The organism is Gottschalkia acidurici 9a (assembly GCF_000299355.1).
Lineage (GTDB): Bacteria > Bacillota > Clostridia > Tissierellales > Gottschalkiaceae > Gottschalkia > Gottschalkia acidurici.
The window spans coordinates 1,612,207-1,638,127 of sequence record NC_018664.1 but is presented as its reverse complement, the minus strand read 5'-3'; the positions used below and the strand labels follow the sequence as shown (position 1 = coordinate 1,638,127).

Sequence of the window (25,921 nt, the reverse complement as noted above, 5' to 3'; positions counted from 1 at the left end):
TATATGAGCTCGAAAAGACTGGGAAGAATCTCGGAGGAAATAAAAAAACTAGTAAGTAATATCATCAGAAGTGGACTCAAAGATCCAAGAGTGTCTTCGATGACTAGCATAACTAAAGTCGAGGTTACGAGAGATCTAAGATATGCTAATATTTATATTAGTGTTCTTGGAGATGAAAAAAGTGGAACAGAAACTATAAAGGGGCTTCAATCTGCAAGTGGATATATAAGAAAAGAAATAGGTAAGAATATAAACCTAAGATATACACCAGAACCATTATTCATATTAGATAACTCTATAGAATACGGTATAAAAATATCTAAAATATTAAGTGATCTAAAAGAAGATGATGAAGGTAGTGTTTAGATATGGAAGCTATATTTGAAGAATTAGATCTATTTAAAGCAAAGATAAATTCAAGTGAAAATATATGCCTGATGTCACATGTTAACCCAGATGGTGACAGTGTAGGGTCAGTTTTAGCTTTAGCTACATTTATTATAGAAAACATGGGCGATGGGAAGAACGTTAATATAGTTATCAACGATGAAATACCATCGAATCTAAAGTTTATGCCTAATATGAGTTTGATAAAAACAGATATTGAATATAATAAAATCGATTTACTAATAACACTAGATTGCGCAAGTACAGATAGATTAGGCATAGACGAAAGTATATTAAATAGTATAAAATATACAGTAAATATAGATCATCATGTTACTAATACTCAATTTGGTAATATAAATTTTATAGATAGTAAAGCAAGTTCTACTGGTGAAGTTGTATATGATTTGATTAAGAGTATGAACTATGACATATCGAAGGACATAGCTACTTGTATATATGTATCAATGTCAACAGATACTGGTAGCTTCAAGTATACTAATACTAGTTCCAAAACTCACTTAATAGTTTCAAAGCTTTTAGATAAACATATAGATTTAGAAATGATTAATATAGAGTTATATCAAAATAGAAGTATAGAGAAAACTATGCTCTTAATGGAAGGTATCAAAAATCTAGAGCTTTATGAAGATAATAAAGTAGGAATAGTATCGATAAGTAAAGAAATTTTAGATGCCTGTAAAGCTAAATCTCAAGATGCAGAGATAATAGTAAATTTTATTAGGGACATAGATACAATACAAGTTGCATGTAGTCTGAGAGAGATAGATGAAAGAACTGTAAAAGCTAGTTTAAGATCGAAACAAAATATAGATGTATCTAAAGTAGCATTGAAGTTTAACGGTGGAGGACATGCTAAAGCAGCAGGGTGCACTATATATAGTAATCTTTCAGAGGCTAAAGAGCAAATAAAAAGAGAAATAATTAAAGCATTTAGGTGATTTAAATGAAAGGTATAATTAATGTACTAAAACCTTCTGGTATGACCTCACATGATGTAGTTAGCTTTATAAGAAAGACTTTTAATATGAAGAAAGTTGGGCACACTGGTACTTTAGATCCTAATGCAGCTGGTGTGCTTCCTATTTGTATAGGAAAAGCGACTAGGGTTGCAGAGTATTTCAATGACTTTAATAAAACATATAGAGGTCAATTGACTTTAGGATATAGCACAGATACTCAGGACAAATATGGAGTCATACTCGAAAATAGTAATATAGAAGTTACAGAAGAAGAAATAGTAAATGTGTTTGATAAGTTTAAGGGAGATATAGATCAAATTCCACCTATGTATTCTGCAGTAAAGCGTAATGGTATTAAACTATATGAGCTTGCAAGAGAAGGAAAAACAATAGAGAGAGAAAAAAGACGAGTTAAAATATATAGCTTAGATATAATCAGAAACTACGATAATAAAAAGATATTGTTTGACGTAGAGTGCTCTAAAGGAACATATGTTAGAACACTTTGCAATGATATAGGTGAACAACTAGGAACCCTAGGTCATATGTCGTTTTTAATCCGAACCAAAGTCGGGAACTTTAGTATAAAAGATGCGTATACTTTAGAAGAAATTATAAACTTTAAAGAAAATAATACACTTGAAGATATCTTAATGCCTATAGATACAGCTTTATTACAGTATAGAGATATAGTTCTTAATGAAGAGTACTTTCAAGCCATTAAAAATGGCCTAAAAGTAAAGCTTAATAATAATATACAGAGAAATAAAGAGGAATTGTTTAGAATATATTGTGGAGAAATTTTTATTGGAATTGGAACTATTATAGAACTAGATGATCATTCATATTTAAAAAATGCAGAAAGTATTACTATAAAGGTGATAATTAATGAAGATAATAGCTGATAAAAATGAAAAACTAAGCTCTAAAACAGCTGTAGCACTAGGTAACTTTGATGGAATCCACTTAGGTCATCAAAAATTAATAGAATCAATGGTATCCATGGCAAAAGACAGAAAATTATCTCCTAGTATTTTTACTTTTGATGATAATTTTAATCAATTTAAGCTAGGTACAATTAATAACTTTATAATGAGTAAAAGTCAAAAAGAAAACTTATTAGAAAATCTAGGTATAGAAACCTTATATATGGTTAATTTTGATAAAAATTTTATGGAAATGTCTCCTGAAGAGTTTATTAAGACTATAATAATTGAAAAGCTAAATGCGAATTTAGTAGTAATAGGTTTTAATTTTAAATTTGGATATAAGGCTAAAGGTGATAAGGATACTTTAATAAGAATGTCTGAAAAGTATGGATTTGAAGTAAAAATCATACCACCTGTAATAAGAAATGATTGTATAGTTAGCAGTACTGTAATAAGAAATTTAATAAAAGAAGGCAAAGTACAGGAAGCTAATGAGATGCTCGGAAGACCGTACTGTGTAAGAGGAACAGTTATAACAGGAAAAGGAAGAGGTAAAAAACTAGGATTTGCAACGGCAAATTTAAAATGTGAGATTGATTATATTCCACCAAAGCATGGTGTATATAGAACTAATATTAATTATAATGGCTTAACTTATAAAAGTATAACTAACGTAGGATCAAATCCAACTTTTAATGATGTTGGGTTTAGCATAGAAACACATATAATAAATTTTGATAAAAATATATATAATGAGAATATAGAAATAGAATTTTTGGAATTTATTAGAGAAGAAAAGAAATTTAAAAGTATAGAAGATTTGGTATATCAGGTTAAATCAGATATACATAAGGTTGTATCTAGGTAATAATTAAGTATTTACAAACAGTTATGCGTATGGTACAATATGGTTTGTAGATTATTACCTTACCCTAAGTTTATTGATGCCTCGACTATATACTTGGTATAAGGTGAACTAAAAATTGAGGAGGAAGAAAAATGAATTTAAGTAAAGAAGAAAAAGCAGCGATTATTGAAGATTATAAAATGCACGAAGGAGATACTGGTTCTCCAGAAGTTCAAATTGCTATATTAACACACAGAATAAATAAGTTAAATGATCACTTAAAAAGTCATAAAAAAGATCATCATTCAAGAAGAGGATTATTAAAAATGGTTGGACAAAGAAGAGGTCTTCAAAATTATCTACAAAAAACTGATATTGAAAGATATCGTAGTTTAATAGAAAGACTTGGATTAAGACGTTAATAAGAGCGGGATACCCCGCTCTATTAATTTATCCAAATATTATATTAAAGGATTTTTTAAAAAAGAGGCAATAATATAATAGAACACAATAAGCAAAAGCAAAACGTTATGGAGGTATAACATGGAAAGAACATTTGAGTATACACTAGCCAACAAAAAGCTTAGTGTTACTGTAGGTAAGTTAGCTGAACAAGCAAATGGTTCTTGCTTAGTAAGATATGAAGATACAGTAGTTCTTGTTACTGCAGTTGCTTCTAAAGAGCCGAAGGAAGGAATCGATTTTTTTCCACTAAGTGTAGATTATGAAGAAAAATTATATGCAGTAGGTAAAATTCCGGGAGGATTTATTAAAAGAGAAGGAAAGCCTAGTGAAAAGTCTATACTAACTTCAAGATTAATTGATAGACCTATAAGACCATTATTTCCAGATGGATATAGAAATGATGTACAAGTGATATCAACAGTATTATCTGTAGATCAGAACTGTGCTCCTGATATAGCATCTATGATAGGATCATCAATTGCTCTAACTATATCAGATATTCCATTTGATGGGCCAACAGGATCGGTATCAATAGGATTAATAGATGGAGAAATTATAATAAATCCTGATTGTAGTCAACGAGAAAAAAGTGAATTAAGTTTAATTGTATCAGGAACAGAAGATGCTGTTATGATGGTTGAAGCTGGAGCAAATGAAATAGATGAATCTGTTATGTTAGAAGCTATAATGACCGCTCATGAAGAAATAAAAATATGCAGATTTATAAATGAAATAAAGGCGGAAGTAGGTAAAGAAAAGAAAGAATATGTAGTATTCAAAGTAGATGAAGAAATAGACAAAGAAATTAGAGAATACGCTACTGAGAAGATGACTAAAGCTATTCAAACTTTTGATAAGCAAGAAAGACAAGAAAATATGGATAAGGTAAAAGAAGAAGTCATAGGATACTTTACTGAAAAATATCCGGAAAATGAAAAAATACTAAAAGATATAAAAGAAACTATAGGTAATATTACTAAAGAAGAAGTTAGAAGACTTATAGTGGAAGAAGGAGTAAGACCTGATAATAGAAAAACTGATGAAATAAGACCTATTACTTGTGATGTTGGGCTTTTACCTAGGACCCATGGTTCAGGATTATTCACTAGAGGTCAGACACAAGTCCTTACAGTAGCAACATTAGGAGCTGCAAGTGATGTTCAAATAATAGATGGTTTAGGGGAAGAAGAGTCAAAAAGATACATGCATCATTATAATTTTCCGCCATATAGTGTTGGAGAAGCTAGATTCTTAAGAGGACCAGGAAGAAGAGAAATAGGACATGGAGCATTAGCTGAAAGAGCATTAGAGCCAGTGATTCCTACCGTAGATAAGTTTCCATATACTATAAGACTAGTGTCAGAAGTTTTAAGTTCAAATGGTTCAAGTTCTCAAGCCAGCGTTTGTGGAAGTACATTAGCTTTATTAGATGCTGGAGTACCTATAACTTCACCAGTTGCAGGTATAGCTATGGGACTTATGAAGGAAGAAGATAAAGTAGCAATACTTTCTGATATACAAGGAATGGAAGATTTCCTGGGTGATATGGACTTCAAAGTTGCAGGTACTGAAAAAGGAATAACTGCTATTCAGATGGATATAAAAGTTGCAGGAATAGATAGAAATATACTGGAAGAAGCTTTAAGCAAGGCAAAGGAAGGTAGATTGTATATACTTGATAAGATGAATAGTGTGATTTCTGAGCCAAAGAATGATTTATCACCTTATGCACCAAGGATACTTACTATGACAGTAAATCCAGATAAAATAAGAGACATAATAGGACCTGGTGGAAAGGTAATTAATAAAATAATAGATGAAACTGGGGTTAAAATAGACATAGAAGACGATGGAAGTGTAGTTATTGCATCTGAAAACATTGAATTAGGACAAAAAGCAATGGAAATGATAGAACAAATAATTAAAGATGTAGAAGTAGGCCAAATATACTTGGGAAAAGTCACAAGATTGATGAACTTTGGAGCATTTGTTGAAATATTAAATGGAAAAGAAGGATTAGTTCATATTTCTAATATAGCTAGAGAAAGAGTAAACAAAGTAGAAGATGTACTATCTGTAGGAGATGAAATATTAGTAAAGGTAACAGAAATAGACAAACAAGGAAGAATAAACTTATCTAGAAAAGATGCACTTCCTGAAGAAGAAACTAAAGAATAGGACATGAGCCAAAAAAGGTTTATGTCTTTTTTATTTTTTGAAAAAACTATTATATTTTTATTTATTTAGAATAAGTATATAAATAAAAGAATAAATAAAATTAGGAGGTTTTAACTATGAAAATATTTTATATAAGGCATAAGACTTTATACAAAATAGCAATAGGATTAACTATACTTTTACTCTTACTATCTTTTTTAGTAATTAGCATGGGAAGCAAATCACAAGAAACATTTTTTCGTGATGATGTGTATTACAAAGGAAATAAAAAGGCAAATACTATAGCATTTGCTTGTAATATAGATTGGGGTGAGGAACATATACCTAAAATGATGGAGATCTTTAAAGAGAATGATATTAAAATAACATTTTTCCCTACAGGAAGGTGGGCAGAAAAAAATCAAGAATTAATAAGAGAAATACAGAGTAATGGGCATGAAATAGGAAATCATGGATATTTACATAAAGACTATGATAAATTAAACTTTGAAGAAAATAAAGAGCAGATATTAAAGGCTGATGAAATAATAAAAGAAATTATAGGTACTTCACCTAAGTATTTTGCACCACCGTCAGGTGCTTTTAATGATGATACTGTAAAGGCTGCTAAAGATTTAAACTATAGTGTTATTATGTGGAGTATAGATACCATAGACTGGAGAGAAGATAGTACTAAGGATGTAATCGTGGATAGGGTTGTAAGTAAAGCAGATGACTCTGGAATAGTACTTATGCATCCTACAGAAGAAACTGTTAAGGCATTACCTGAAATGATAAAGCTCTTAAAAGAAAAAGGCTATGAGATTGGAGGAATTAATGATATCATAGAATAATATAGTTAATCTGATGGTATAGCTAATTTATTTTACAACTATTTATAGAATAGATTAAGTTTAAACATAGGAGGAGAATATGTATAATAAAAAAACATTAGAAAACGGCTTAAGAATAGTAACAGAATATATACCTTATGTAAAATCAGTATCTATAGGAATATGGGTTGAGGCTGGATCGATAAGGGAAAATGTTCATAATAATGGAGTTACACACTTTATTGAACATATGATATTTAAGGGAACTGAAAAGAGAACAGCTAAAGAAATAGCAGAAAGCATAGATAATATAGGAGGACAAATAAATGCCTTCACAAGCAAAGAGTGCACTTGCTATTACGTAAAAGTATTAGATAATCATTTATCGGACGCTATAGAGATATTAGCAGATATGCTATTTAACTCTAAGTTTGATGAAGAAGAAATGAAGAAAGAAAAGGGTGTAATATTAGAAGAAATCAAGATGTACGAAGATTCACCAGAAGATTTAGTGACTGATTTACTAGCAAAGAGCATTTTCAATAATCATCAACTGGGAATGCCTATACTAGGAAGTAGTGAAACTCTAAACAATTTAACTAGAGAAGATATATTAGATTATTATAAAACTTATTATACACCAGAGAATACAGTGATATCTATAGCTGGTAACTTTAAAGAAGAAGATATAATGGACTTAATAAAAGAGTATTTTGGAAATTGGGAGCCAAATCAGAAAAACTTAGAGGTTAATAATCCACCTAAAATAGATAGAAATATAATAAGTAAAGTTAAAGATATAGAACAAATGCATTTATGCCTAGGTATGGAGGGTATAAATAGTGGTAATATGGACTTATACCCCCTCTTAGTATTAAACAACATATTTGGAGGTGGAATGAGTTCAAGGTTATTTCAAACGGTTAGAGAAGATATGGGATTAGCTTACTCTATATACTCATATATGTATTCATATAAAGATGTAGGTGTATTCTCTATATATGCTGGTATGAATAAAGAAAATATACTAACAGTGTCTGAAATTATAGTAAAAAATATAAATGAAATAAAGAAGAACTTAATAAATGAGGAAGAAATGAATAAATCTAAAGAACAACTAAAGGGAAACTATATACTTGGTCTTGAAAGTACATTTAGCCGAATGTCTTATATAGGTAGATCTGAACTATTACTAGGTAGAACAGATACACCAGAAGAGTTATTAGAAAAAATAGATAAGGTCAAAATAGAAGATATAAGAAAAATAGTAGATAAGGTTTTTAGTAAGGATTCTCTGAATATATCAATAGTTGGAAATATAGAAGATGAAGAAAAGTTGGCAAAAGAACTAAATCTAATATATGATAAAATAATATAAATTAAGAGTAAAATGGTAAATCATATTCCTATGGATGATATAAGGGTATAGAATTTACCATTTTTTAAATTCACTAAAAACATATCAAAATAAACCTTATCATAATTGATAAGAACATAAAATAAAAAAATATAATAAACATATTAGTAAATACAAAATAGTAGGAGGTAAAAAACAATGAGATTAAGTGAACTTGGAGGAAAAGAAATAGTAAATTTAAATGATGGAGGAAGATTAGGAGTAATAAATGATTCAGATTTAGTTATAGATACAAAAAACGGAAAGATATTATCGTTATTAGTACCAGATAGAAATCAATTTAGATTATTTGGAGATAAAGATGAAGTTGAAATTCCTTGGGATAGCATAAGAAAAATAGGAGAAGATATGATGATAATAGAATTTAATAAAAAATAAGAGATTATCTTAACTAAGCATATAATATAAAAATTAGTAAATAATATACATAGAGATAAAAGAAACAAAAAACTTAAGAGGTGATATAAGATTGAAAAATATTAGCAAAGAAGATATTATCATATTAGATAATAAACACAATCATATTTTAAACGAAACTAGTGAAAATTCTAACGAGACTCTAAGTGAAAGTGAAGAAACAAATCAGAATATAAAAAATTTAGGAACTCCTAATATAGTTTCTCCACCAGAAGATATACAGTTTATATCAATCATTGGAGAAATAGAAGGTCACGTATCATCACCAGATCCAAGAAAAGCTACTAAATATGAACACATAATACCATTATTAATAGCTGCTGAACAAAATGATAATATTAAAGGAGTATTTATACTATTAAATACTCTAGGAGGAGATGTAGAGGCTGGTCTAGCATTGTCTGAAATGATAAGTAGCTTGAGTAAACCAAGTGTATCTTTAGTACTAGGAGGAGGACATAGCATAGGTGTACCTCTAGCAACATGTAGTGACTATTCGTTTATAGCACCAACTGCGACTATGACTATTCATCCTATAAGAATGACGGGACTAGTTATAGGAGTGCCACAAACATTTAGGTACTTCGAAAAGATGCAGCAAAGAATAGTAAAATTTATATTAAGGACTTCAGATATAGATGAGAATACACTACAAAAGCTAATGTATGATACGGATGAAATCGCAAATGATGTAGGAACAATACTTATTGGAGAAGAAGCAGTTCAATATGGTTTAATAGATGAAGTAGGAGGATTTGGTGTAGCTTTAAATAAACTTAAATCACTTATAGCTAATAAATAAATTATAATAGTATATTTACTCATATTATGCTATAATTAATTGCCAAATAGAATCTAAAATAATGATATTGTTTAGCTTAAATCACGTAGCAATGCGAAAGCTAAATTTCTAATGTTTTTTACGACTTATATAATAGGAATCATGGCAATGACAAAATGACAACTCTTCTAGTTAAAGACATGAGTTTTTAACTAGAGGATTTTTTAATTTTTTATAGAAATGTTCTTAGAGGTGATCAATATTGAAAGCTAGTAAAAAAAATAAATCTAGATTGAACGTAGTAAATAAAGAAGCGTTGTATGTTTCTATTGTTGCTTTCTCTATCCTATCTATAATTAGCTTATATAGTGAGTCAACGGGCTTCGTAGGAAGTTTGATAAAAGAAATACTATTATCTACATTCGGCATATACGGATACATACTCCCCTATATATCAACTATAATGACAATTATTTTTATGTTTAATATCATGGATTTATCAAAAAAGATAATTTATATTTTTTTGGCTAATATAAGTACTGTGATAATAATCCATACTTCTTTTCTCGAGAAAGGCAAATTAACATTTATTGAAGCAATGAAAGTGTCTATGGAGTTTGGTAAGCAAGGAATAGGTGGTGGACTAGTAGGGTGTGTTTTTTCTTATATATCAGTAACCTTATTCGGAAAAATAGGATCATATATAATACTATCATCTATAGTTCTTATATCTATATTAACACTTACAGATAAAAGCCTAATAAATATTATTAGAAAAATTTATTCGAGTATAAAAAATTTCATAATAGGAGCTAAAAGTATAGGTAAGGAACTCATGGGTACTGATATCCCTAATAAAATGCCTAAAATAGTAACCCATAATAATGATGAGACTGATAGCAAAGGTTTGAAGGACTATCTAATGAAAAGTAAAGATGAAAAAGTAGTTAGTAGTCTTGAAGTATTTGGAGATCAGGAAGAAAAAAACGAAAATGATAAGAGAATCAAAATATTAGACTATTCAAAACAAGAATCTATAGAAGATTTAACAGAAAACAAAGATATTTTGAAAAAAAATTATACTGAAGATAAAAAAGATAGCAGTGCTTGTGATAGTTTAAATAAAGTAAATATAATAAACAATACTAACTTCTATGAAGATTATAAGTTTCCATCAATAGATATCTTGAGAAAAAAGGAAGGAATCGGAAATCAAAGTGAAGAAAAGGAAGTAATAAAAAATGCTAATAAACTTTTAGAGACATTATCTAACTTTGGAATAGAGGCTAAAATTAGTCAAGTAAGTATAGGGCCATCAATAACTAGATATGAGATACAGCCAGCTCCAGGTGTAAAAGTAAGTAGGATAGTAAGCTTATCTAATGATATAGCTCTTAGTTTAGCTTCATCAGACCTAAGAATGGAAGCACCTATACCAGGAAAATCTGCTATAGGAATAGAGGTACCTAACAAAAATAAAGTTGGAGTTAATTTAAGAGAAATAATAGAATCAAAAGAGTATGAAGAAATGGACACAAAGATACCAATAGCTCTTGGAAAAGATATCTCAGGAAAACCTATGGTAGCTAATATTGAGAAAATGCCTCACTTGTTGATAGCTGGAGCAACAGGATCAGGAAAAAGTGTATGTATAAATACACTAATAGCTAGTATTCTTTATAAATCTAAACCAAATGAAGTAAAGCTACTTATGATAGATCCAAAAGTAGTAGAGTTAAGTATATATAATGGAATACCCCACTTATTAATCCCCGTAGTTACAGATCCCAAAAAAGCAGCAAATGCTTTAAACTGGGCAGTACAAGAAATGACTAAAAGATATAAATTATTTGCAGAAACAGGTGTAAGAGATCTTGGAAGTTATAATAATAAGTTAGAAGATCAATTAGAAAGAATGCCTCAAATAGTTATAATAATAGATGAACTTGCTGACTTAATGATGGTTGCAGCTTCTGAGGTAGAAGATTATATTTGTAGGCTTGCCCAAATGGCTAGGGCAGCAGGAATACATTTAATAATAGCAACCCAAAGACCTTCTGTGGACATTATAACTGGAACTATAAAAGCAAATGTTCCATCTCGTATATCTTTTGCTGTATCCTCACAAGTAGATTCTAGAACAATTTTAGACATGAGTGGAGCTGAGAAATTATTGGGTAGAGGAGATATGCTTTTCAATCCAGTAGGAGAATCTAAGCCAATAAGAATACAAGGTGCATTTATTGGAGACGAAGAAGTAGAAGAAATAGTTAATTTTTTAAAAGAAGAGCATGAAGTTGAATATGAGGAAGATGTAATAGAAAAAATAGAAAGCCAAGAGAATATATCTCTTGAAGGTTCAGATGAGTTGCTTTCAAAAGCTATAGAAATTGTCATAGATGAAGGACAAGCATCTATTTCTTTACTTCAACGTAAACTTAAAATAGGCTACGCTCGTGCTGCTAGAATTGTAGATGAGATGGAACAAAGAGGTGTAGTTGGAGGACACGAGGGAAGTAAGCCTAGAAAGGTTCTAATTACCAAGGAGGAGTTAGAAAGCTAAAAAGTAAAAAACAAGTGTTGTTAAACTGAAACTATATGATAAAATAATTTCATACAATTAATTTAAATCGCTGTTAAACATGAAAGGAGTCTGTATATGAATCATAGTATATCAATAATTTCTTTAGGGTGTTCAAAAAACTTAGTCGATTCTGAACAGATGATGGGAATATTAAAAGAAAATAATTTCATCCTAAGTGAAAATGAAGAAGAGGCAGAAATAATTATAATAAATACATGTGGATTTATAGATAAAGCTAAAGAAGAATCTATAAATACTATTTTAGAAGCCGCTCAATATAAAGAAAATGGAAAGTGTAAGATGTTAATAGTAGCAGGATGTTTAGGAGAGAGATATAGAGAGGAACTTATGAAAGAATTACCAGAGGTAGATGGAATATTAGGAACCGGAAATATTAACGATATAGTTGCTTTAATTAATGAACTTTTAAAAGGTGAAAAAGTTATAAGGGTTGGAGAAATAGATGCGGACTATGATGAAAGCATAAGAAGAATACTTAATGATAAAGAGTTTACATCATATATCAAGATTGCAGAGGGATGCGACAATTTATGTACGTATTGTATAATTCCTAGTTTAAGGGGTAAGTATAGAAGTCGAAAAGTAGAAGATATAATTAGAGAAGCCAATCAGTTAGTGAGCAATGGTACTAAAGAAATAATATTGATAGCACAAGATACAACTAAATATGGTATTGATATATATAAAGAATATAAGCTTCCATATTTACTAGAAGAATTAAATAAAATAGAAGGACTAGAGTGGATAAGAATATTATATCTATACCCTGATACTTTCCAAGATGAATTAATAGAAAGTATAAAAGAAAACTCTAAAGTTGCAAAATATGTAGATATTCCTATACAACATATCAGTAATGCGGTTCTAAAAAGAATGAATCGAAAAACAAGTAAAGAGTCTATAACTGGACTTATAAATAAACTTAGAATGATAATTCCGGATATAACTATAAGAACAACACTGATAGTAGGATTTCCAGGAGAAACTGAAGATGAGTTTATGGAACTATATGAATATGTAAAAGAGATGAAGTTTGATAGATTAGGTGTGTTCACTTATTCAAAAGAAGATGGTACTCCTGCGTCCCTTCTAGATAATCAAATAGATGAAGAAACTAAAGTAAAAAGACAAGATTTATTAATGGAATTGCAACAACAAATTTCATTAGAAAAAAACAGTTTTAAAATAGGATCTAAATATAAAGTAATTATAGATGAAAAAGCTGAAGATAAAGTGTATATAGGAAGAACTTATATGGACAGTCCTGAAATAGATGGTGTAGTTTATATTAACTCTGAAGATGAATTAGAAGTAGGTTCCTTTAAAAATATAGTCATATCAGATTGTTTAGAGTATGACTTGATAGGAGATGTTTTAAATGAATCTGGCAAATAAGATAACTATTGTAAGAATTCTTCTAGTTCCTGTGTTTATGTTTTTTCTTTTAGTAAAAATGCCGTACGGTGACTATATAGCAGCGTTAGTATTCATAATAGCTGCTTTAACTGATGGTCTAGATGGATATATAGCCAGAAGTAGAAATCAAATAACTAAGTTTGGTAAATTCATGGATCCTTTAGCAGATAAGTTATTAGTTTCTGCTGCACTAATATCACTTGTGGAAATGGGTAAAATTCACTCTGCTATAGTAATAGTTATTATAGCAAGAGAGTTTGCAATCACAGGTCTTAGAGTACTTGCAGCTTCTGAAGGTATAACTATTGCAGCGAGCTACTGGGGAAAATTTAAGACAATAACACAAATAATAGCTATAGTATCACTATTAATAAATAATTTTCCTTTTTCCCTAATTAATTTTCCTTTTGACAAAATATCTGTAGCGTTAGCACTAATATTTACAGTGGTTTCTGGTGCTGATTATATATATAAAAATAAGGAAGTTCTTTTTGCAGGTAGTAAGTAATTACGCTAATGAGGAGAGTAGTAATATGAATGCTGAAATAATTAATGTAGGGGACGAATTACTAGCCGGAAAGACCCTTAACTCAAACTCTAAATTCCTTAGTGAGGAGTTGACAGTATTAGGTATAGAGACTAGGTTCTGTACTATGATCAGAGATAATAAGGAAGATATAGAATTTGCTACTGAATTAGCATTAAAAAGATCAGATGTAATCATATATACCGGTGGACTTGGACCTACAGAAGATGATTTCACGAAAGAAGTGGTATGCAATACTATAGGTAGAGAACTAATTTTGGATAAAGAAGTATTGTCTTCTATAAGTAGTTTTTTCGAAAAAAGAAATATTAATATGACTAAAAATAATGTGAAACAAGCGTATGTTCCTAACAATAGTATAGTTTTAGAAAATAGTAAAGGAACAGCGCCAGGTTTTTTCATTAAAGAGGACAAAAGAGTGATAATACTACTACCTGGACCACCAAGAGAAGTTAATAATATGTTTAAGCAGAATGTAGTTCCTCTTTTATGGGATTTATCAAATATAAAGATAAAAACCAGAACTATAAATACGATAGGAATAGGTGAATCACAGCTAGAGGAAGAAATAAAAGATATCATTTCTAATTATAAAAATCCTTATATAGCAACTTATGCAAGAGACGGTCAAGTAGACATAAGAATAACTATTAAGTATAAAAACGAACAGAAAGCTAATTTATTATTAAGAGAAGTTGAAAAGAAGATACATAAGAAAATAAAAAAGTATATATATAGTTTTAATAATGAAAAGATAGAGGAGACTGTATTTAAATTACTTAATGAAAAGAATTTTAAGATAGGCTTCTGTGAGTCATGCACAGGTGGACTTGTCTCTAGCAGACTTACTAAAATAAGTGGGGCTTCTAATGTATTAGACAGAAGCATAATTACTTATAGCAATAGAGCCAAGATAGAAGAAGTCGGAGTTAAAAAAGAAACTTTAGACTTATTTGGAGCCGTTAGTGAAGAAACATCTATAGAAATGGCTAAAGGATTATTAAAAAAGGAGATCTAGATTTAGCTGTATCTATAACAGGGTTAGCAGGACCTCACGGAGGAAGTAAAGAAAAGCCTGTTGGTCTAGTATATATTTGTCTAGCCACTAAGGAAGAATATATAGTTGAGAAAAAATATATTTATTGGAGACAGAAAGGGAGTACAAGTTAGAGCTAGTAACTCTGCTTTTGATATAGTAAGAAAATACATTTTAAATTTAAACCATTAGTCTTTTGTACTATTGACTATATTTCAAAACTGATTTATAATACATATAGGAACAAACGTTCGAAAAAAATAAAAGGTGGTGAACCCAGATTATCTGGGAGAATATGAGTGAAAAAGCTAAAGCATTAGAAATGGCTATAAGTCAAATCGAAAAACAGTTTGGAAAAGGGTCTATAATGACTCTGGGTGAAGAATCTAAATTAAACGTGGAAGCAGTTTCTACAGGGGCTCTAGACTTAGATATAGCTATAGGTATAGGAGGTTTTCCTAGAGGAAGAATAATAGAAATATATGGACCAGAATCTTCTGGTAAAACTACTGTAGCTCTTCATGCTATCGCGGAGCATCAAAAAATTGGAGGAGTTGCAGCGTTCATAGATGCAGAGCATGCACTTGATCCACAATATGCTAAGAATTTAGGGGTAGATATAGAAAACCTAATAGTATCACAACCTGATACTGGAGAGCAAGCACTTGAAATAGCTGAAGCTCTAGTAAGAAGTGGTGCTGTAGATATAATAGTAGTAGACTCAGTAGCAGCATTGGTTCCTAAGGCTGAGATTGAAGGAGAAATGGGGGACAGTCATATAGGATTACAGGCTAGATTAATGTCTCAAGCGCTTAGAAAGCTTGCGGGAGCTATAAAGAGATCTAATACAACTGCTATATTTATAAATCAGCTAAGAGAAAAAGTAGGTGTAATGTTTGGAAGTCCAGAGACGACTACTGGAGGTAGAGCACTAAAGTTCTACGCATCTGTAAGACTTGATGTAAGAAGAATTGAAGCATTAAAACAAGGTGAAGAAGTTATAGGAAGTAGAACTAGAATAAAGGTTGTTAAGAATAAGGTAGCGGCACCTTTTAAACAAGCTGAAGTAGATATAATGTATGGTACAGGTATATCTAGAGAGGGTAATATACTAGATGTAGGTGCTAATTGTGATATTATAAACAAGTCTGGATCCTGGTATAGCTATGGATCACATAGGCTAGGTCAAGGTAGAGAAAATTCAAAAGAATTCTTAAGAGATAATCCAGATGTTACAAAGGAAATAGATAAGAAAATAAGAGAAAAGTTTGGATTACAGGAGTCAGTACAGGATAATAAAAATATAGTTGAAAAGGACGCTACAGTTCAAGCACAAAATTCTAATATTAAAGATAATAAGACTGAATAAATAATAAAAATGGCAATCTTCCTTTATTAGAGAATAAAAGAAGATTGCTCTTTTTATTTATAAAAGGCTAGTGGAACTTAAAATAGCTTGACATATAAATTAAAAAGTAATACAATGAAAACGGGTGGAAATAAATAGGTGAATACTTATTGTCTTTTTATCTTATATTATGTAAATTTGAAAAAATATTGAAAATCGAAAATGAAAACGAAATTTGAAAACTTAATAAGGGGAGGTGCGTTATCATTCAGAACATTATCATTGGAGCAGTAATAGGGACTGCAATCGGAGTTTTAATCGGATTTATAATAAGGAAATCAATTGCTGAAAGAAAAATTGGAACTGCAGAAGATTTAGCTATTAAAATTATTGATGATGCTAAAAAGGAAACTGAAACTATAAAAAAGAAAAGCTTATTGAAGCTAAAGAAGAGATTCACAGATTAAGAAATGAAGCTGAAAGAGAAAATCGTGACAGAAGAAATGAACTTCAAAAGCAGGAGAGAAGACTTCTTAATAAAGAGGAGTCTATTGATAAGAAAAATGAAACGATAGAAAAGAAGGAAGAACTATTGTCAAGAAAGATAAAAGAAGTTGAAGAAAAGGAAAGTTCAATTGAAGATTTACTTTCTAAACAAGTTGAAGAATTAGAAAGAATATCAAATTTGACTTCTGATGAAGCGAAAGAAATATTACTTGATGATATAAGAAAAGAAATAACTCATGAATCTGCTATGATGATAAAAGATATGGAAAACAAGGCTAAAGAAGATGGCGAAAAGAGAGCAAGGGAGATAATAGCTTATGCTATTCAAAAATGCTCTGCAGATCATGTAGCTGAAACTACTGTTTCTGTTGTTTCACTACCAAATGATGAGATGAAGGGAAGAATTATTGGTAGAGAAGGTAGAAATATTAGAACCTTAGAGACTCTAACAGGAATAGATCTTATAATAGATGATACTCCAGAGGCCGTTATACTTTCTGGCTTTGATCCTATAAGAAGAGAAGTTGCAAGAATAGCACTAGAAAAATTAATAGTAGATGGTAGAATACATCCTGCTAGAATAGAAGAAATGGTAGAGAAAGCAAAAAAAGAAGTAGATAACTATATAAGAGAACAAGGAGAACAAGCTGTATTTGAAACGAATATTCATGGTCTCCATATGGAAATAGTAAAACTAATAGGTAGACTTACGTTTAGAACAAGTTATGGACAAAATATATTGAAACATTCTATGGAAGTATCTCACTTAGCTGGATTAATGGCAGCAGAGTTAGGTGCGGATGTAAAGATAGCGAAGAGGGCTGGTCTTCTGCATGATTTAGGGAAAGCCGTGGATCATGAAGTGGAAGGACCTCATGTGGCTATAGGTGTAGATTTAGCTAGAAGATATAAAGAATCAAAAGAAGTCCTACATGCTATAGAAGCTCACCATGGTGATGTGGAGCCAGAAACTGTAGAAGCAATATTAGTACAAGCTGCAGATGCCATATCAGCAGCTAGACCAGGTGCTAGAAGAGAGACTTTAGAGACTTATATTAAGAGATTGCAGAAATTAGAGGAAATAGCGAGCTCTTTTGAGGGGATAGAAAGATCATTTGCTATACAAGCGGGTAGAGAAATTCGCATAATGGTAAAACCTGATTCAATAAATGATGATCAAATTGTTCATACTGCTAGAGATATAGTTAAAAGAATAGAAGATGAGTTAGAATATCCTGGCCAAATAAAGGTTAATGTAATAAGAGAAACTAGAGCCATTGAATATGCTAAATAAATAGAATACAAGTAGAGAAGATAAACTAATATTGTCTTCTCTATTTTTATATATGGATTTTAAATGTGAAAAATGTAAAAAATTTAAAAAACATTTTAAAAAAAAGAGGTTTTTTTTTCTAAATGAAGAATATTAATAACATAGTATTACATACAAAATACTACAACTATATTTACTAATTTATTAAAGGGGGCTTTTTTATAATGGATATATTAAAAGTATCAGCAAAGTCAAATCCAAATTCTGTTGCAGGTGCATTGGCTGGGGTATTAAGGGAAAGAGGCAATGCAGAAATACAAGCAATAGGTGCAGGTGCTCTAAATCAAGCAGTTAAAGCAGTAGCTATTGCTAGAGGATTCGTGGCTCCTAGTGGTGTTGACCTTATTTGCGTACCAGCTTTTACAGATATTGAAATTGATGGGGAAGAGAGAACTGCTATAAAATTAATTGTTGAACCTAGATAGTCTTAGGAAAATCCTATCACTTATAAAAAAACCTGCCGATTTAAAGGCAGGTTTTTTACTATGCTAAAATAATTAGTAAGTTTAAAAACCTATTACATCACACTCAAGAGATAATAATGAAACTAAACAATCAATATTCAAAGCTAATATAAGTAGAACTATTTTTAAATAGTATCAGATAGCTATGCTAAAACATTTTTAAAAAGCTTTGCATACTTGGAGATAAAATAATTCTCAAAATAATGTATCTCATAAGTGTGAAGATTAGTGAAGCATCGGAGCTTAAAACTTAGGATATACCTTATCTATATGTATATAAAGAAATCGGTGTATTAGAGAATATAAAATCTAAGACGATAAATTAAAATACTCTAAGGCTAAGAGAATTAACTTTGAAATTGTAGCCGGGGAAGCAGGAGTATATAATATAATCGTGATATTTTTAAAAAGTTGCTATTGAATTTAATAGTAATTAAAAAGATGTTCCTAATATATAGTTGTTGCATAAAAAGTTAAAGATGATAAAATAAAGTAACTATATGAATAAATTAATTATTCATATAGTTGAAATGGAAGAACTTAAAGATGAAAACAAGAAATTAAGAGAATAGTTGGATAAAATGAAAAATAGTTAAATAATATAGGATAATGCTTTTAAAATAAGATTTTTATGAAGTCTAATTTAAATAATACAGATTCTTGTCTAGGAATAACCAAAAGACTAAATATGATTTATTAGAGGGTGAATGAATGAGTTTAATTATCAAGAAGGAGATAGAGAAAAGTCTTTTAATGAATGGTGACAGGAACATAAAACTGAATTGAGCTAATAGCAACCCTCTATTATGAAAAATAAATACTATATTCAATAATTATAATATTAATAATAGATTTTAAAGTTTAATGTGGTATACATATAAAGTTGTACAAAATGAAAGGAGGTGAACTTTAGTGAGAGTTTGGTACTTGTTAGACACTCTCTCATTAAAGATAAAAGTATGGATAAAGCAGATTTACATATACATACGACTTCTTCAGATGGAATACTTACACCGGAAGAGGTTGTTGAGTGGGCGTATAGAAAGGGACTACATACTATCGCAATCACAGACCATGATACTGTAGATGGAATAGATAGGGCTATAGAAGAAGGGAAAGAACATAGTATATGTGTAGTTCCTGGAATAGAGTTAAGTTGCACATATCAAAATGAAGAAGTGCATATACTTGGATATTTTATAGATTATAAGTCTAATAAACTAAATACGTTTACTAAAACTTTAAAAGATGCTAGAGAAAATCGTAATGCTAGTATTATAGAAAAATTAAATAAACTAGATATAGATATTACTCTAGAAGAAGTTAAAAAGGCATCAAAAAATGGTACTATGGGAAGACCCCATATAGCTAGAGTTCTTATAGAAAAAGGGATTGTTGATACTGTAAAAGGTGCATTTGATATTTATTTAGGAAAAGGAAAACCAGCATATGTCGAAAGATATAAAGTCTCTATAGAAGACGCTATAGATCTCATACACTCTATAGGGGGAGCTTCTATAGTTGCACACCCAGGACTAATGAAGAATAAGTTGGTACTAGACTATGTTTTGCAACAAAATATTGATGGAATGGAGGTAATACACTCAAAACACACTTTAGAGCAGACAGAGAAATTAAGAGAATTAGCAAAAAAGTTCAACCTAATTGAAACAGCGGGATCTGATTGCCATGGGTACTTAGAAAATGAAGAGCCTATTCTTGGAGATTTTTATATAAACTTAAAATCAGTAAAATTACTAAAACAAAAAGCTGACTTTTATAAGAAAATGCTATAGAATATTATATGAATAAAAAAGAGGTGATAATATGACGAATTATAAGAATGAAAGAAGTAGACAGTTTCCCACTAAATTAAGTACGACCTCTTTTGTTAAATTATATATACTTCACTTATTAACCGAAAAAAGCTATTATGGAAATGAAATAATAGAAGAGATAAAAATAAGGTTACAGAATAAATGGGAACCTAGTCCGGGCATGATATATCCTCTATTGAGAGATTTAGAGTCAGAAGGACATATTTTGGGATGGTGGCAAGAACCAGATAAAAGGTCTATAAGATACTATAGAATAACAGATAGTGGATATGAACATTATAAAAAAATAAAATTAATGAATAAAGCTAACTTTGAAGATTCTATGACTATTATAAAAAATACGTTATCAGATATCTATAAAATTAAAATCTAAGAATGGAGGCTCATATAATGAAATTTAACTTATCTAAAAAAGCTCTAAGCATTTCTCCTTCACTTACATTAGAAATAACAGCTAAAGCACAAGAAATGAGAAATAGTGGTATAGACATAATAGGATTTGGTGCAGGAGAACCTGACTTTGATACTCCTGTAAATATACAAGAGGCTGGCATTAAAGCTATTAAAGAAGGAAAGACTAGATATACAGCAACATCAGGAATACCAGAGCTTAAGACAAATATATGTGATAAACTAAAGAGAGAAAATGACTTAGACTATAAACCATCTAATATATTGGTATCGAGTGGTGGTAAACACTCTATATTTAACGCACTTTATGCTATTCTTAATCCTGGGGATGAAGTAATAATCCCTGTTCCATACTGGGTGAGTTATCCTGAGTTTGTAACGATATGCGATGCAGTACCAGTTTTAGTAGAAACTAAAGAAGAAAATGGATTTAAATATACTCCTGAATATTTAGAGAAGGTTATAACTAAGAACACTAAAGTTATAATATTAAATAGTCCAAGTAATCCAACAGGAACAGTATATAGTGAAGCTGAATTACAAGAAATAGCTAAAATAGCTATAAAACATAATATATTCATAATATCAGATGAAATATATGAGAAGTTAGTGTACGATAATGAAAAACATGTTAGTATAGCATCTTTAAATGAAGACATAAAGAATTTAACTATAGTTATAAATGGTATGTCTAAAGCTTATGCTATGACAGGATGGAGAATAGGATATGCTGCAGCACACGAGGAAATAATAAAAGTTATGACTAATTTACAAAGTCATACTACTTCTAATCCTACTTCTATATCTCAATACGCAAGTGTGGAAGGTTTGGCAGGAGATCAGTCGATAATATCTGAAATGATAAAACATTTTGAATCAAGAAGAAACTATATGGTAGACAAGATAAACTCTATAAATTATCTATCTTGCATAAAGCCTAAAGGGGCATTTTATGTTATGGCAAACATATCTCAGGTTAAAGGAAAAACTATAAAAGGAAGAGACATCAAAGACTCTTTAGACTTTACTAGCTTACTATTAGAAGAGGCAAAAGTAGCTGTAGTTCCAGGAATAGCATTTGGAGATGATAATTACGTTAGATTATCTTATGCAACTTCTATGGATAATATAAAAAGAGGGCTAGATAGAATAGAAGAGGTACTTAAATAGAACTACAAACAAAATCACTATAGACATTATATATATACTAATAATGTTTATAGTGATTTTTAAAAAAGAACAATCCTAGTTGATTTTAATATGAAGTGTCTAATAACTTACCTTTGGATATTATCTTATGATTTAATTTTATATTTAAATCTCTTTCATAGCGCTTAATTATAGGTATATCTTTTTTTGTAATTATAGATACCGCAGTACCACTTTTACCTGCTCTAGCAGTTCTACCTACTCTATGAACATATTCTTTCGATGTTGGAGGCAAGTCTAGATTGAATATATGAGTAACATCTTTTATATCTAGTCCTCTAGCTGCTAAATCAGAAGCAACCAGTAATTGTATTTTTCCACTTCTAAACATATCCATAGCTTTCTTACGATCTTCCTTTGAAGATTCTCCATATAGTCCATATGCTTTAAGGTGATGATATCTAAGTTTTAAAGTAGTAATTTCGATTTCTTCACTTTTATTTATAAAAACTATAGCTCTCTTAGGTTTTATGGACGCTACTAATTTTCTTAGAATTACAATTTTATCTCTTTGATCACATGTGATATAAATATGGTCTATATCAGGATTGACTATAGTTTTCTCTTTAACTATTAATATCTCTGGATCTTTCATTAAAGATTTTGCCATATTTACAGCATGTTCATTCACAGTTGCTGAAAATAGCATAATCTGTAGCTGTTTTTTCTGCATAGTTTTTATAACATTTCTTACACCGTCAACATTCTTTTCATCCAGTAGTCTATCACCTTCATCTAGTACCAATGTTCGTACATTATGTGCACCTATTTTTCTATTTTTTATCAACTCCAATATTCTACCGGTAGATCCTACAATAATATGTGGCTTTTCTTTTAAACTTTCTATTTGTCTTTTTATATTAGCTGTACCAATTATAGCAGTAGAAGTAACTGACATTTGAGAGTTACTTGATAAAGTTTTTATTTGATTGTTTATTTGAATAGCTAGTTCATGAGTTGGTACTAGTATTATGCATTGTGTTTCTTTCTTAGTTGTATCTAATTTTTCAAAGATAGGAAGTAAATAAGCAAGAGTTTTTCCACTTCCAGTTTCAGACTGAGCAATTATATCCTTTTTATCTAAAGATACAGGAATTGCTCTAGATTGAATACCTGTAGGTTTACTAATTCTTTCTTTTTTTAATCCATTTATTAAATTTTGACTTAAACTTAATTTTTCGAATGAAATTGTCATATTTCTCTCCTTTTTAGCAAAATTCTATTATGATATAATTATACAACTTATATAGGATAAAGGGAAACTTAATAGTATATTTATGCCTATATTTGAGCAAAATTATTAGTCAAGATAGTTAAAGAAACTCTATATGTGGGAGGACATGTGAATGATTAGAAGAAAAATATTTATTACATTATTATTTATACTAGTTTTGGCTTCAGGTTGCAATTACAAAAATAATGGTGATTCTATGGAACCTAAAAATAAAGTAGAATCTAAAAAAGTTGATCCAATAGAAGAATCGATTAAGAAAATGACTCTTGAAGAAAAAATAGGACAATTAATTTTTGTAGGTATTGATGACACAGTGATAAGTGAAAAATCAAAAGAATTAATAAATAAGTATAAGGTAGGAGGTATAATACTATTTAAAAGAAATATAGTAGATTCGGAACAGACTATAAAGCTTATGAATTCTCTAAAAAATGAAAATTCTAAAAATCCGGTTCCTTTGTTTTTAGGTATTGATCAAGAGGGAGGAAAGGTTTCTAGAATTCCTGAAGAGTTTATAGTTACTCCGACAGGTAGAGAGATTGGTAGTACTAATGATAAAGACTTTGCTTTTAAGATAGGGAGTATTCTAGGAAAACAAGTAAGCTATTTAGGACTTAACTTAGATTTTGCTCCTGTCCTAGACATATATAGTAATGCTAAAAATACTGTAATTGGTGATAGAGCTTTTGGGAAGGATGAAAACGTAGTGAGTAATATAAGTACAGAAGTTATAAAGGGGATAAATTCTCAAAATATAATACCAGTAGTTAAGCATTTTCCGGGGCATGGAGATACAGTGGTAGATTCACATGTAGGTCTACCTAAGATTGATCATGACTATGAGAGGCTTAATAATTTTGAATTAGTTCCTTTCAAGAGAGCTATAGAAAATAATATAGATATGTTAATGGTAGGACATATATTATTAACTAAAGTAGATAGTGAAAATCCAGCGACAATGTCTAAAACTATAATTAGTGATATACTTAGAGGAGATCTAGGATTTAAAGGGGTAGTTATAACTGATGATATGGTAATGGGAGCTATAGTGGAAAACTATAGTATCGAAGATGCATCGATAAAGTCTATACAATCAGGTAGTGATATAGTACTAATTGGACATGGATATGAAACAGTGGTAAAAGTTGTAGACAATTTAAGGAAAGCTGTACATGATGGAAATATATCTGAGGAAAGGGTTAATGAGAGTGTATATAGGATTCTTAAGGTTAAAGACAAGTATAATTTAAACAACAATAATACATTGAGTGACGTAAATAGAATTAAAGATATAAACAATGAATTAAATAATACCCTTAAAGAAGTAAGGTAGAGGTATAGATGATAGTATCTACTAATAAATTAGTAAATATATCTTGTACAAAAAATGCAAATAGTTTAGTATATTAAATAGATATAGACTAAGTATATTAAAATAATAAATAAGGGGAGAATTTAAAATGAAAGTAGAAAGTTTTGAATTAGATCATACTAAAGTAGTAGCACCTTATATAAGAAAAGCTGCACTCTATAATGGACCAAAAGGTGATGTAGTATCAAAGTTTGATTTAAGATTCATTCAACCAAACAAAGGTGGTATGAATATGTCAGGAATACATACACTAGAGCATCTATTAGCAGTATATTTAAGAGAAGAAGCATTAGGAGAAGATATAATAGATCTTTCACCTATGGGATGTAGAACAGGATTTTATCTAACTACATGGGGAGATAAAAGTGAGAATGACATAAAAGTACCACTAGTAAATTCTTTAAAGAAAGTATTAGAGACTAAAGAGATACCAGCAGCAAATGAAATACAATGTGGTAACTATAAAGAGCATTCGTTAGAAGAAGCTATTGAATATGCAGAAAGCTTTGTAAAAAACATATAAGGAATAATTATTCACAACATAAATTATAAAGCCGGGAAAACATGATACATTTATACAACGATTGTAATAATTATTCATAATTATATAGTTTGTAAAAATACTAAAAAGGGTAGATTATAGAATTTATTTATAATCTACCCTTTTGTTACATATTAGAAATCATATTTTTTAGTATATTACTAGAATTCTCAACAGCAATATATTTAAATTTTTCAAAATCCATATGAGCTCCTGTATTTGCATTGTCGGAAATGGAACGTATAACTATGAAAGGTATATTGTTTAAATAACAAGTATGAGCTATACTTCCTCCTTCCATTTCACAAGCAAGAGCATTAAATTCTTCTGATAACCATTTTATTTTTTCAACATCAGCAACAAACTGATCACCAGTTGCTATTCTACCTATGTATGACTTATGCTCTGTTATAGATTCACATACTCCTTTAGCTAAATCTACTAATAATTTATCCGATTTGAAATCAAAAGTATCTAATCTAGGAATTTGACCAACTTTATCTCCAAAAGCAGTAGCATCCATATCATGTTGAACTAGGCTATCCCCAATTACGATGTCTCCTGGAACAATATCTTTGCCTATACCTCCAGCAATACCTATATTAACAATTTTTGAAACTCCATATTCTGATATTAGTACTTGAGTACATATTGCCGAGTTCACTTTACCTATTCCACAAACTACAGCAACAATTTTTTTACCTAAAAGATCTCCAACATGAAACTCCATGTTAGCACGAACTTCTGTTTTTTCTTTTTGCATTTCTCTAAGAATTACTTCTAATTCTTCATTCATGGCAACTATAATTCCTATGCTCATATTAATTCCTCCATAAAAGTTATT

The 25,921-nt window shown here is 30.0% G+C and carries 22 protein-coding genes and 2 pseudogenes; 22 read left to right on the top strand and 2 right to left on the bottom strand.

The annotated features are described in order from the left end of the window. The first annotated feature begins 3 nt into the window (after window positions 1-3). The 20 genes and pseudogenes from rbfA to CURI_RS07685 all read left to right on the top strand — a co-directional run bounded on the left by rbfA (window position 4) and on the right by CURI_RS07685 (window position 21,891). Complete coding sequence (gene rbfA, locus CURI_RS07780) at window positions 4-366, top strand: 30S ribosome-binding factor RbfA (RefSeq protein ID WP_014967700.1); 363 nt, start codon at window positions 4-6, stop codon at window positions 364-366. Between the two features lie 2 nt (window positions 367-368). Continuing rightward, window positions 369-1,349: a DHH family phosphoesterase gene (locus tag CURI_RS07775; protein WP_014967699.1), complete on the top strand. Its 981-nt coding sequence runs from the start codon at window positions 369-371 to the stop codon at window positions 1,347-1,349. A 5-nt stretch (window positions 1,350-1,354) separates the two neighbouring features. Further along, window positions 1,355-2,275, top strand: a complete 921-nt coding sequence (gene truB, locus CURI_RS07770; RefSeq protein WP_014967698.1) for a tRNA pseudouridine(55) synthase TruB — start codon at window positions 1,355-1,357, stop codon at window positions 2,273-2,275. Beyond that, window positions 2,259-3,167 carry a bifunctional riboflavin kinase/FAD synthetase gene (locus CURI_RS07765; RefSeq protein ID WP_014967697.1) on the top strand — a complete coding sequence of 303 codons (909 nt, stop codon included), beginning with the start codon at window positions 2,259-2,261 and terminating at the stop codon, window positions 3,165-3,167. Before truB ends, CURI_RS07765 begins: the two co-directional genes overlap by 17 nt. A 131-nt stretch (window positions 3,168-3,298) precedes the next feature. Next, complete coding sequence (gene rpsO / locus CURI_RS07760; protein ID WP_014967696.1) at window positions 3,299-3,568, top strand: 30S ribosomal protein S15; 270 nt, start codon at window positions 3,299-3,301, stop codon at window positions 3,566-3,568. Between the two features lie 121 nt (window positions 3,569-3,689). Continuing rightward, entirely contained in the window at window positions 3,690-5,789 is a 2,100-nt protein-coding gene (gene pnp / locus CURI_RS07755) for a polyribonucleotide nucleotidyltransferase (RefSeq protein ID WP_014967695.1), read from the top strand. Between the two features lie 116 nt (window positions 5,790-5,905). Further along, window positions 5,906-6,622: a polysaccharide deacetylase family protein gene (locus CURI_RS07750; RefSeq protein ID WP_014967694.1), complete on the top strand. Its 717-nt coding sequence runs from the start codon at window positions 5,906-5,908 to the stop codon at window positions 6,620-6,622. Between the two features lie 79 nt (window positions 6,623-6,701). Continuing rightward, a complete protein-coding gene (locus CURI_RS07745; RefSeq protein WP_014967693.1) occupies window positions 6,702-7,979 on the top strand; it encodes a M16 family metallopeptidase in 1,278 nt (425 codons plus the stop codon). Window positions 7,980-8,156: 177 nt separating this feature from the next. Then, entirely contained in the window at window positions 8,157-8,396 is a 240-nt protein-coding gene (locus CURI_RS07740; protein WP_014967692.1) for a YlmC/YmxH family sporulation protein, read from the top strand. Between the two features lie 91 nt (window positions 8,397-8,487). Further along, the gene (locus tag CURI_RS07735; protein ID WP_014967691.1) at window positions 8,488-9,237 is read left to right on the top strand and encodes a ClpP family protease; all 750 of its coding nucleotides are present in this window, start codon (window positions 8,488-8,490) and stop codon (window positions 9,235-9,237) included. A gap of 241 nt (window positions 9,238-9,478) precedes the next feature. Continuing rightward, the gene (locus CURI_RS07730) at window positions 9,479-11,779 is read left to right on the top strand and encodes an FtsK/SpoIIIE family DNA translocase (protein WP_014967690.1); all 2,301 of its coding nucleotides are present in this window, start codon (window positions 9,479-9,481) and stop codon (window positions 11,777-11,779) included. Between the two features lie 96 nt (window positions 11,780-11,875). Then, window positions 11,876-13,216, top strand: coding sequence for a 30S ribosomal protein S12 methylthiotransferase RimO (gene rimO / locus CURI_RS07725; RefSeq protein ID WP_014967689.1), 1,341 nt, complete (start codon window positions 11,876-11,878; stop codon window positions 13,214-13,216). After that, window positions 13,200-13,745: a CDP-diacylglycerol--glycerol-3-phosphate 3-phosphatidyltransferase gene (gene pgsA / locus CURI_RS07720; RefSeq protein WP_014967688.1), complete on the top strand. Its 546-nt coding sequence runs from the start codon at window positions 13,200-13,202 to the stop codon at window positions 13,743-13,745. Before rimO ends, pgsA begins: the two co-directional genes overlap by 17 nt. 25 nt (window positions 13,746-13,770) lie before the next feature. Further along, window positions 13,771-14,954: pseudogene (locus CURI_RS07715) on the top strand (competence/damage-inducible protein A). A 161-nt stretch (window positions 14,955-15,115) separates the two neighbouring features. After that, window positions 15,116-16,189: a recombinase RecA gene (recA, locus tag CURI_RS07710; protein WP_014967686.1), complete on the top strand. Its 1,074-nt coding sequence runs from the start codon at window positions 15,116-15,118 to the stop codon at window positions 16,187-16,189. 242 nt (window positions 16,190-16,431) lie between these two features. Continuing rightward, a pseudogene (rny, locus tag CURI_RS07705) lies at window positions 16,432-17,969 on the top strand (ribonuclease Y). A gap of 203 nt (window positions 17,970-18,172) precedes the next feature. Next, window positions 18,173-18,433 (top strand): stage V sporulation protein SpoVS, encoded by a 261-nt coding sequence (gene spoVS / locus CURI_RS07700; protein ID WP_014967684.1) that lies wholly within the window; start codon window positions 18,173-18,175, stop codon window positions 18,431-18,433. A 998-nt stretch (window positions 18,434-19,431) separates the two neighbouring features. Beyond that, complete coding sequence (locus tag CURI_RS07695; protein WP_041702024.1) at window positions 19,432-20,268, top strand: PHP domain-containing protein; 837 nt, start codon at window positions 19,432-19,434, stop codon at window positions 20,266-20,268. Window positions 20,269-20,299: 31 nt separating this feature from the next. Beyond that, window positions 20,300-20,683 (top strand): PadR family transcriptional regulator, encoded by a 384-nt coding sequence (locus CURI_RS07690; RefSeq protein WP_014967682.1) that lies wholly within the window; start codon window positions 20,300-20,302, stop codon window positions 20,681-20,683. Between the two features lie 17 nt (window positions 20,684-20,700). Beyond that, entirely contained in the window at window positions 20,701-21,891 is a 1,191-nt protein-coding gene (locus CURI_RS07685; RefSeq protein ID WP_014967681.1) for a pyridoxal phosphate-dependent aminotransferase, read from the top strand. An 85-nt stretch (window positions 21,892-21,976) separates the two neighbouring features. Here the strand turns inward: CURI_RS07685 and CURI_RS07680 are convergent, their stop codons facing one another. Continuing rightward, window positions 21,977-23,125 (bottom strand): DEAD/DEAH box helicase, encoded by a 1,149-nt coding sequence (locus tag CURI_RS07680; protein WP_014967680.1) that lies wholly within the window; start codon window positions 23,123-23,125, stop codon window positions 21,977-21,979. 151 nt (window positions 23,126-23,276) lie between these two features. On the opposite strand from CURI_RS07680, the gene nagZ reads away from it, so the two are divergent. Together nagZ and CURI_RS07670 are read left to right on the top strand one after the other, a co-directional pair. Further along, on the top strand, window positions 23,277-24,497 hold the full coding sequence (gene nagZ / locus CURI_RS07675; RefSeq protein ID WP_014967679.1) for a beta-N-acetylhexosaminidase: 1,221 nt from the start codon (window positions 23,277-23,279) through the stop codon (window positions 24,495-24,497). A gap of 127 nt (window positions 24,498-24,624) precedes the next feature. Next, on the top strand, window positions 24,625-25,059 hold the full coding sequence (locus CURI_RS07670) for an S-ribosylhomocysteine lyase (RefSeq protein WP_014967678.1): 435 nt from the start codon (window positions 24,625-24,627) through the stop codon (window positions 25,057-25,059). 145 nt (window positions 25,060-25,204) lie between these two features. Here the strand turns inward: CURI_RS07670 and CURI_RS07665 are convergent, their stop codons facing one another. Then, entirely contained in the window at window positions 25,205-25,897 is a 693-nt protein-coding gene (locus CURI_RS07665; protein WP_014967677.1) for a 5'-methylthioadenosine/adenosylhomocysteine nucleosidase, read from the bottom strand. Between the last annotated feature and the right edge of the window lie 24 nt (window positions 25,898-25,921).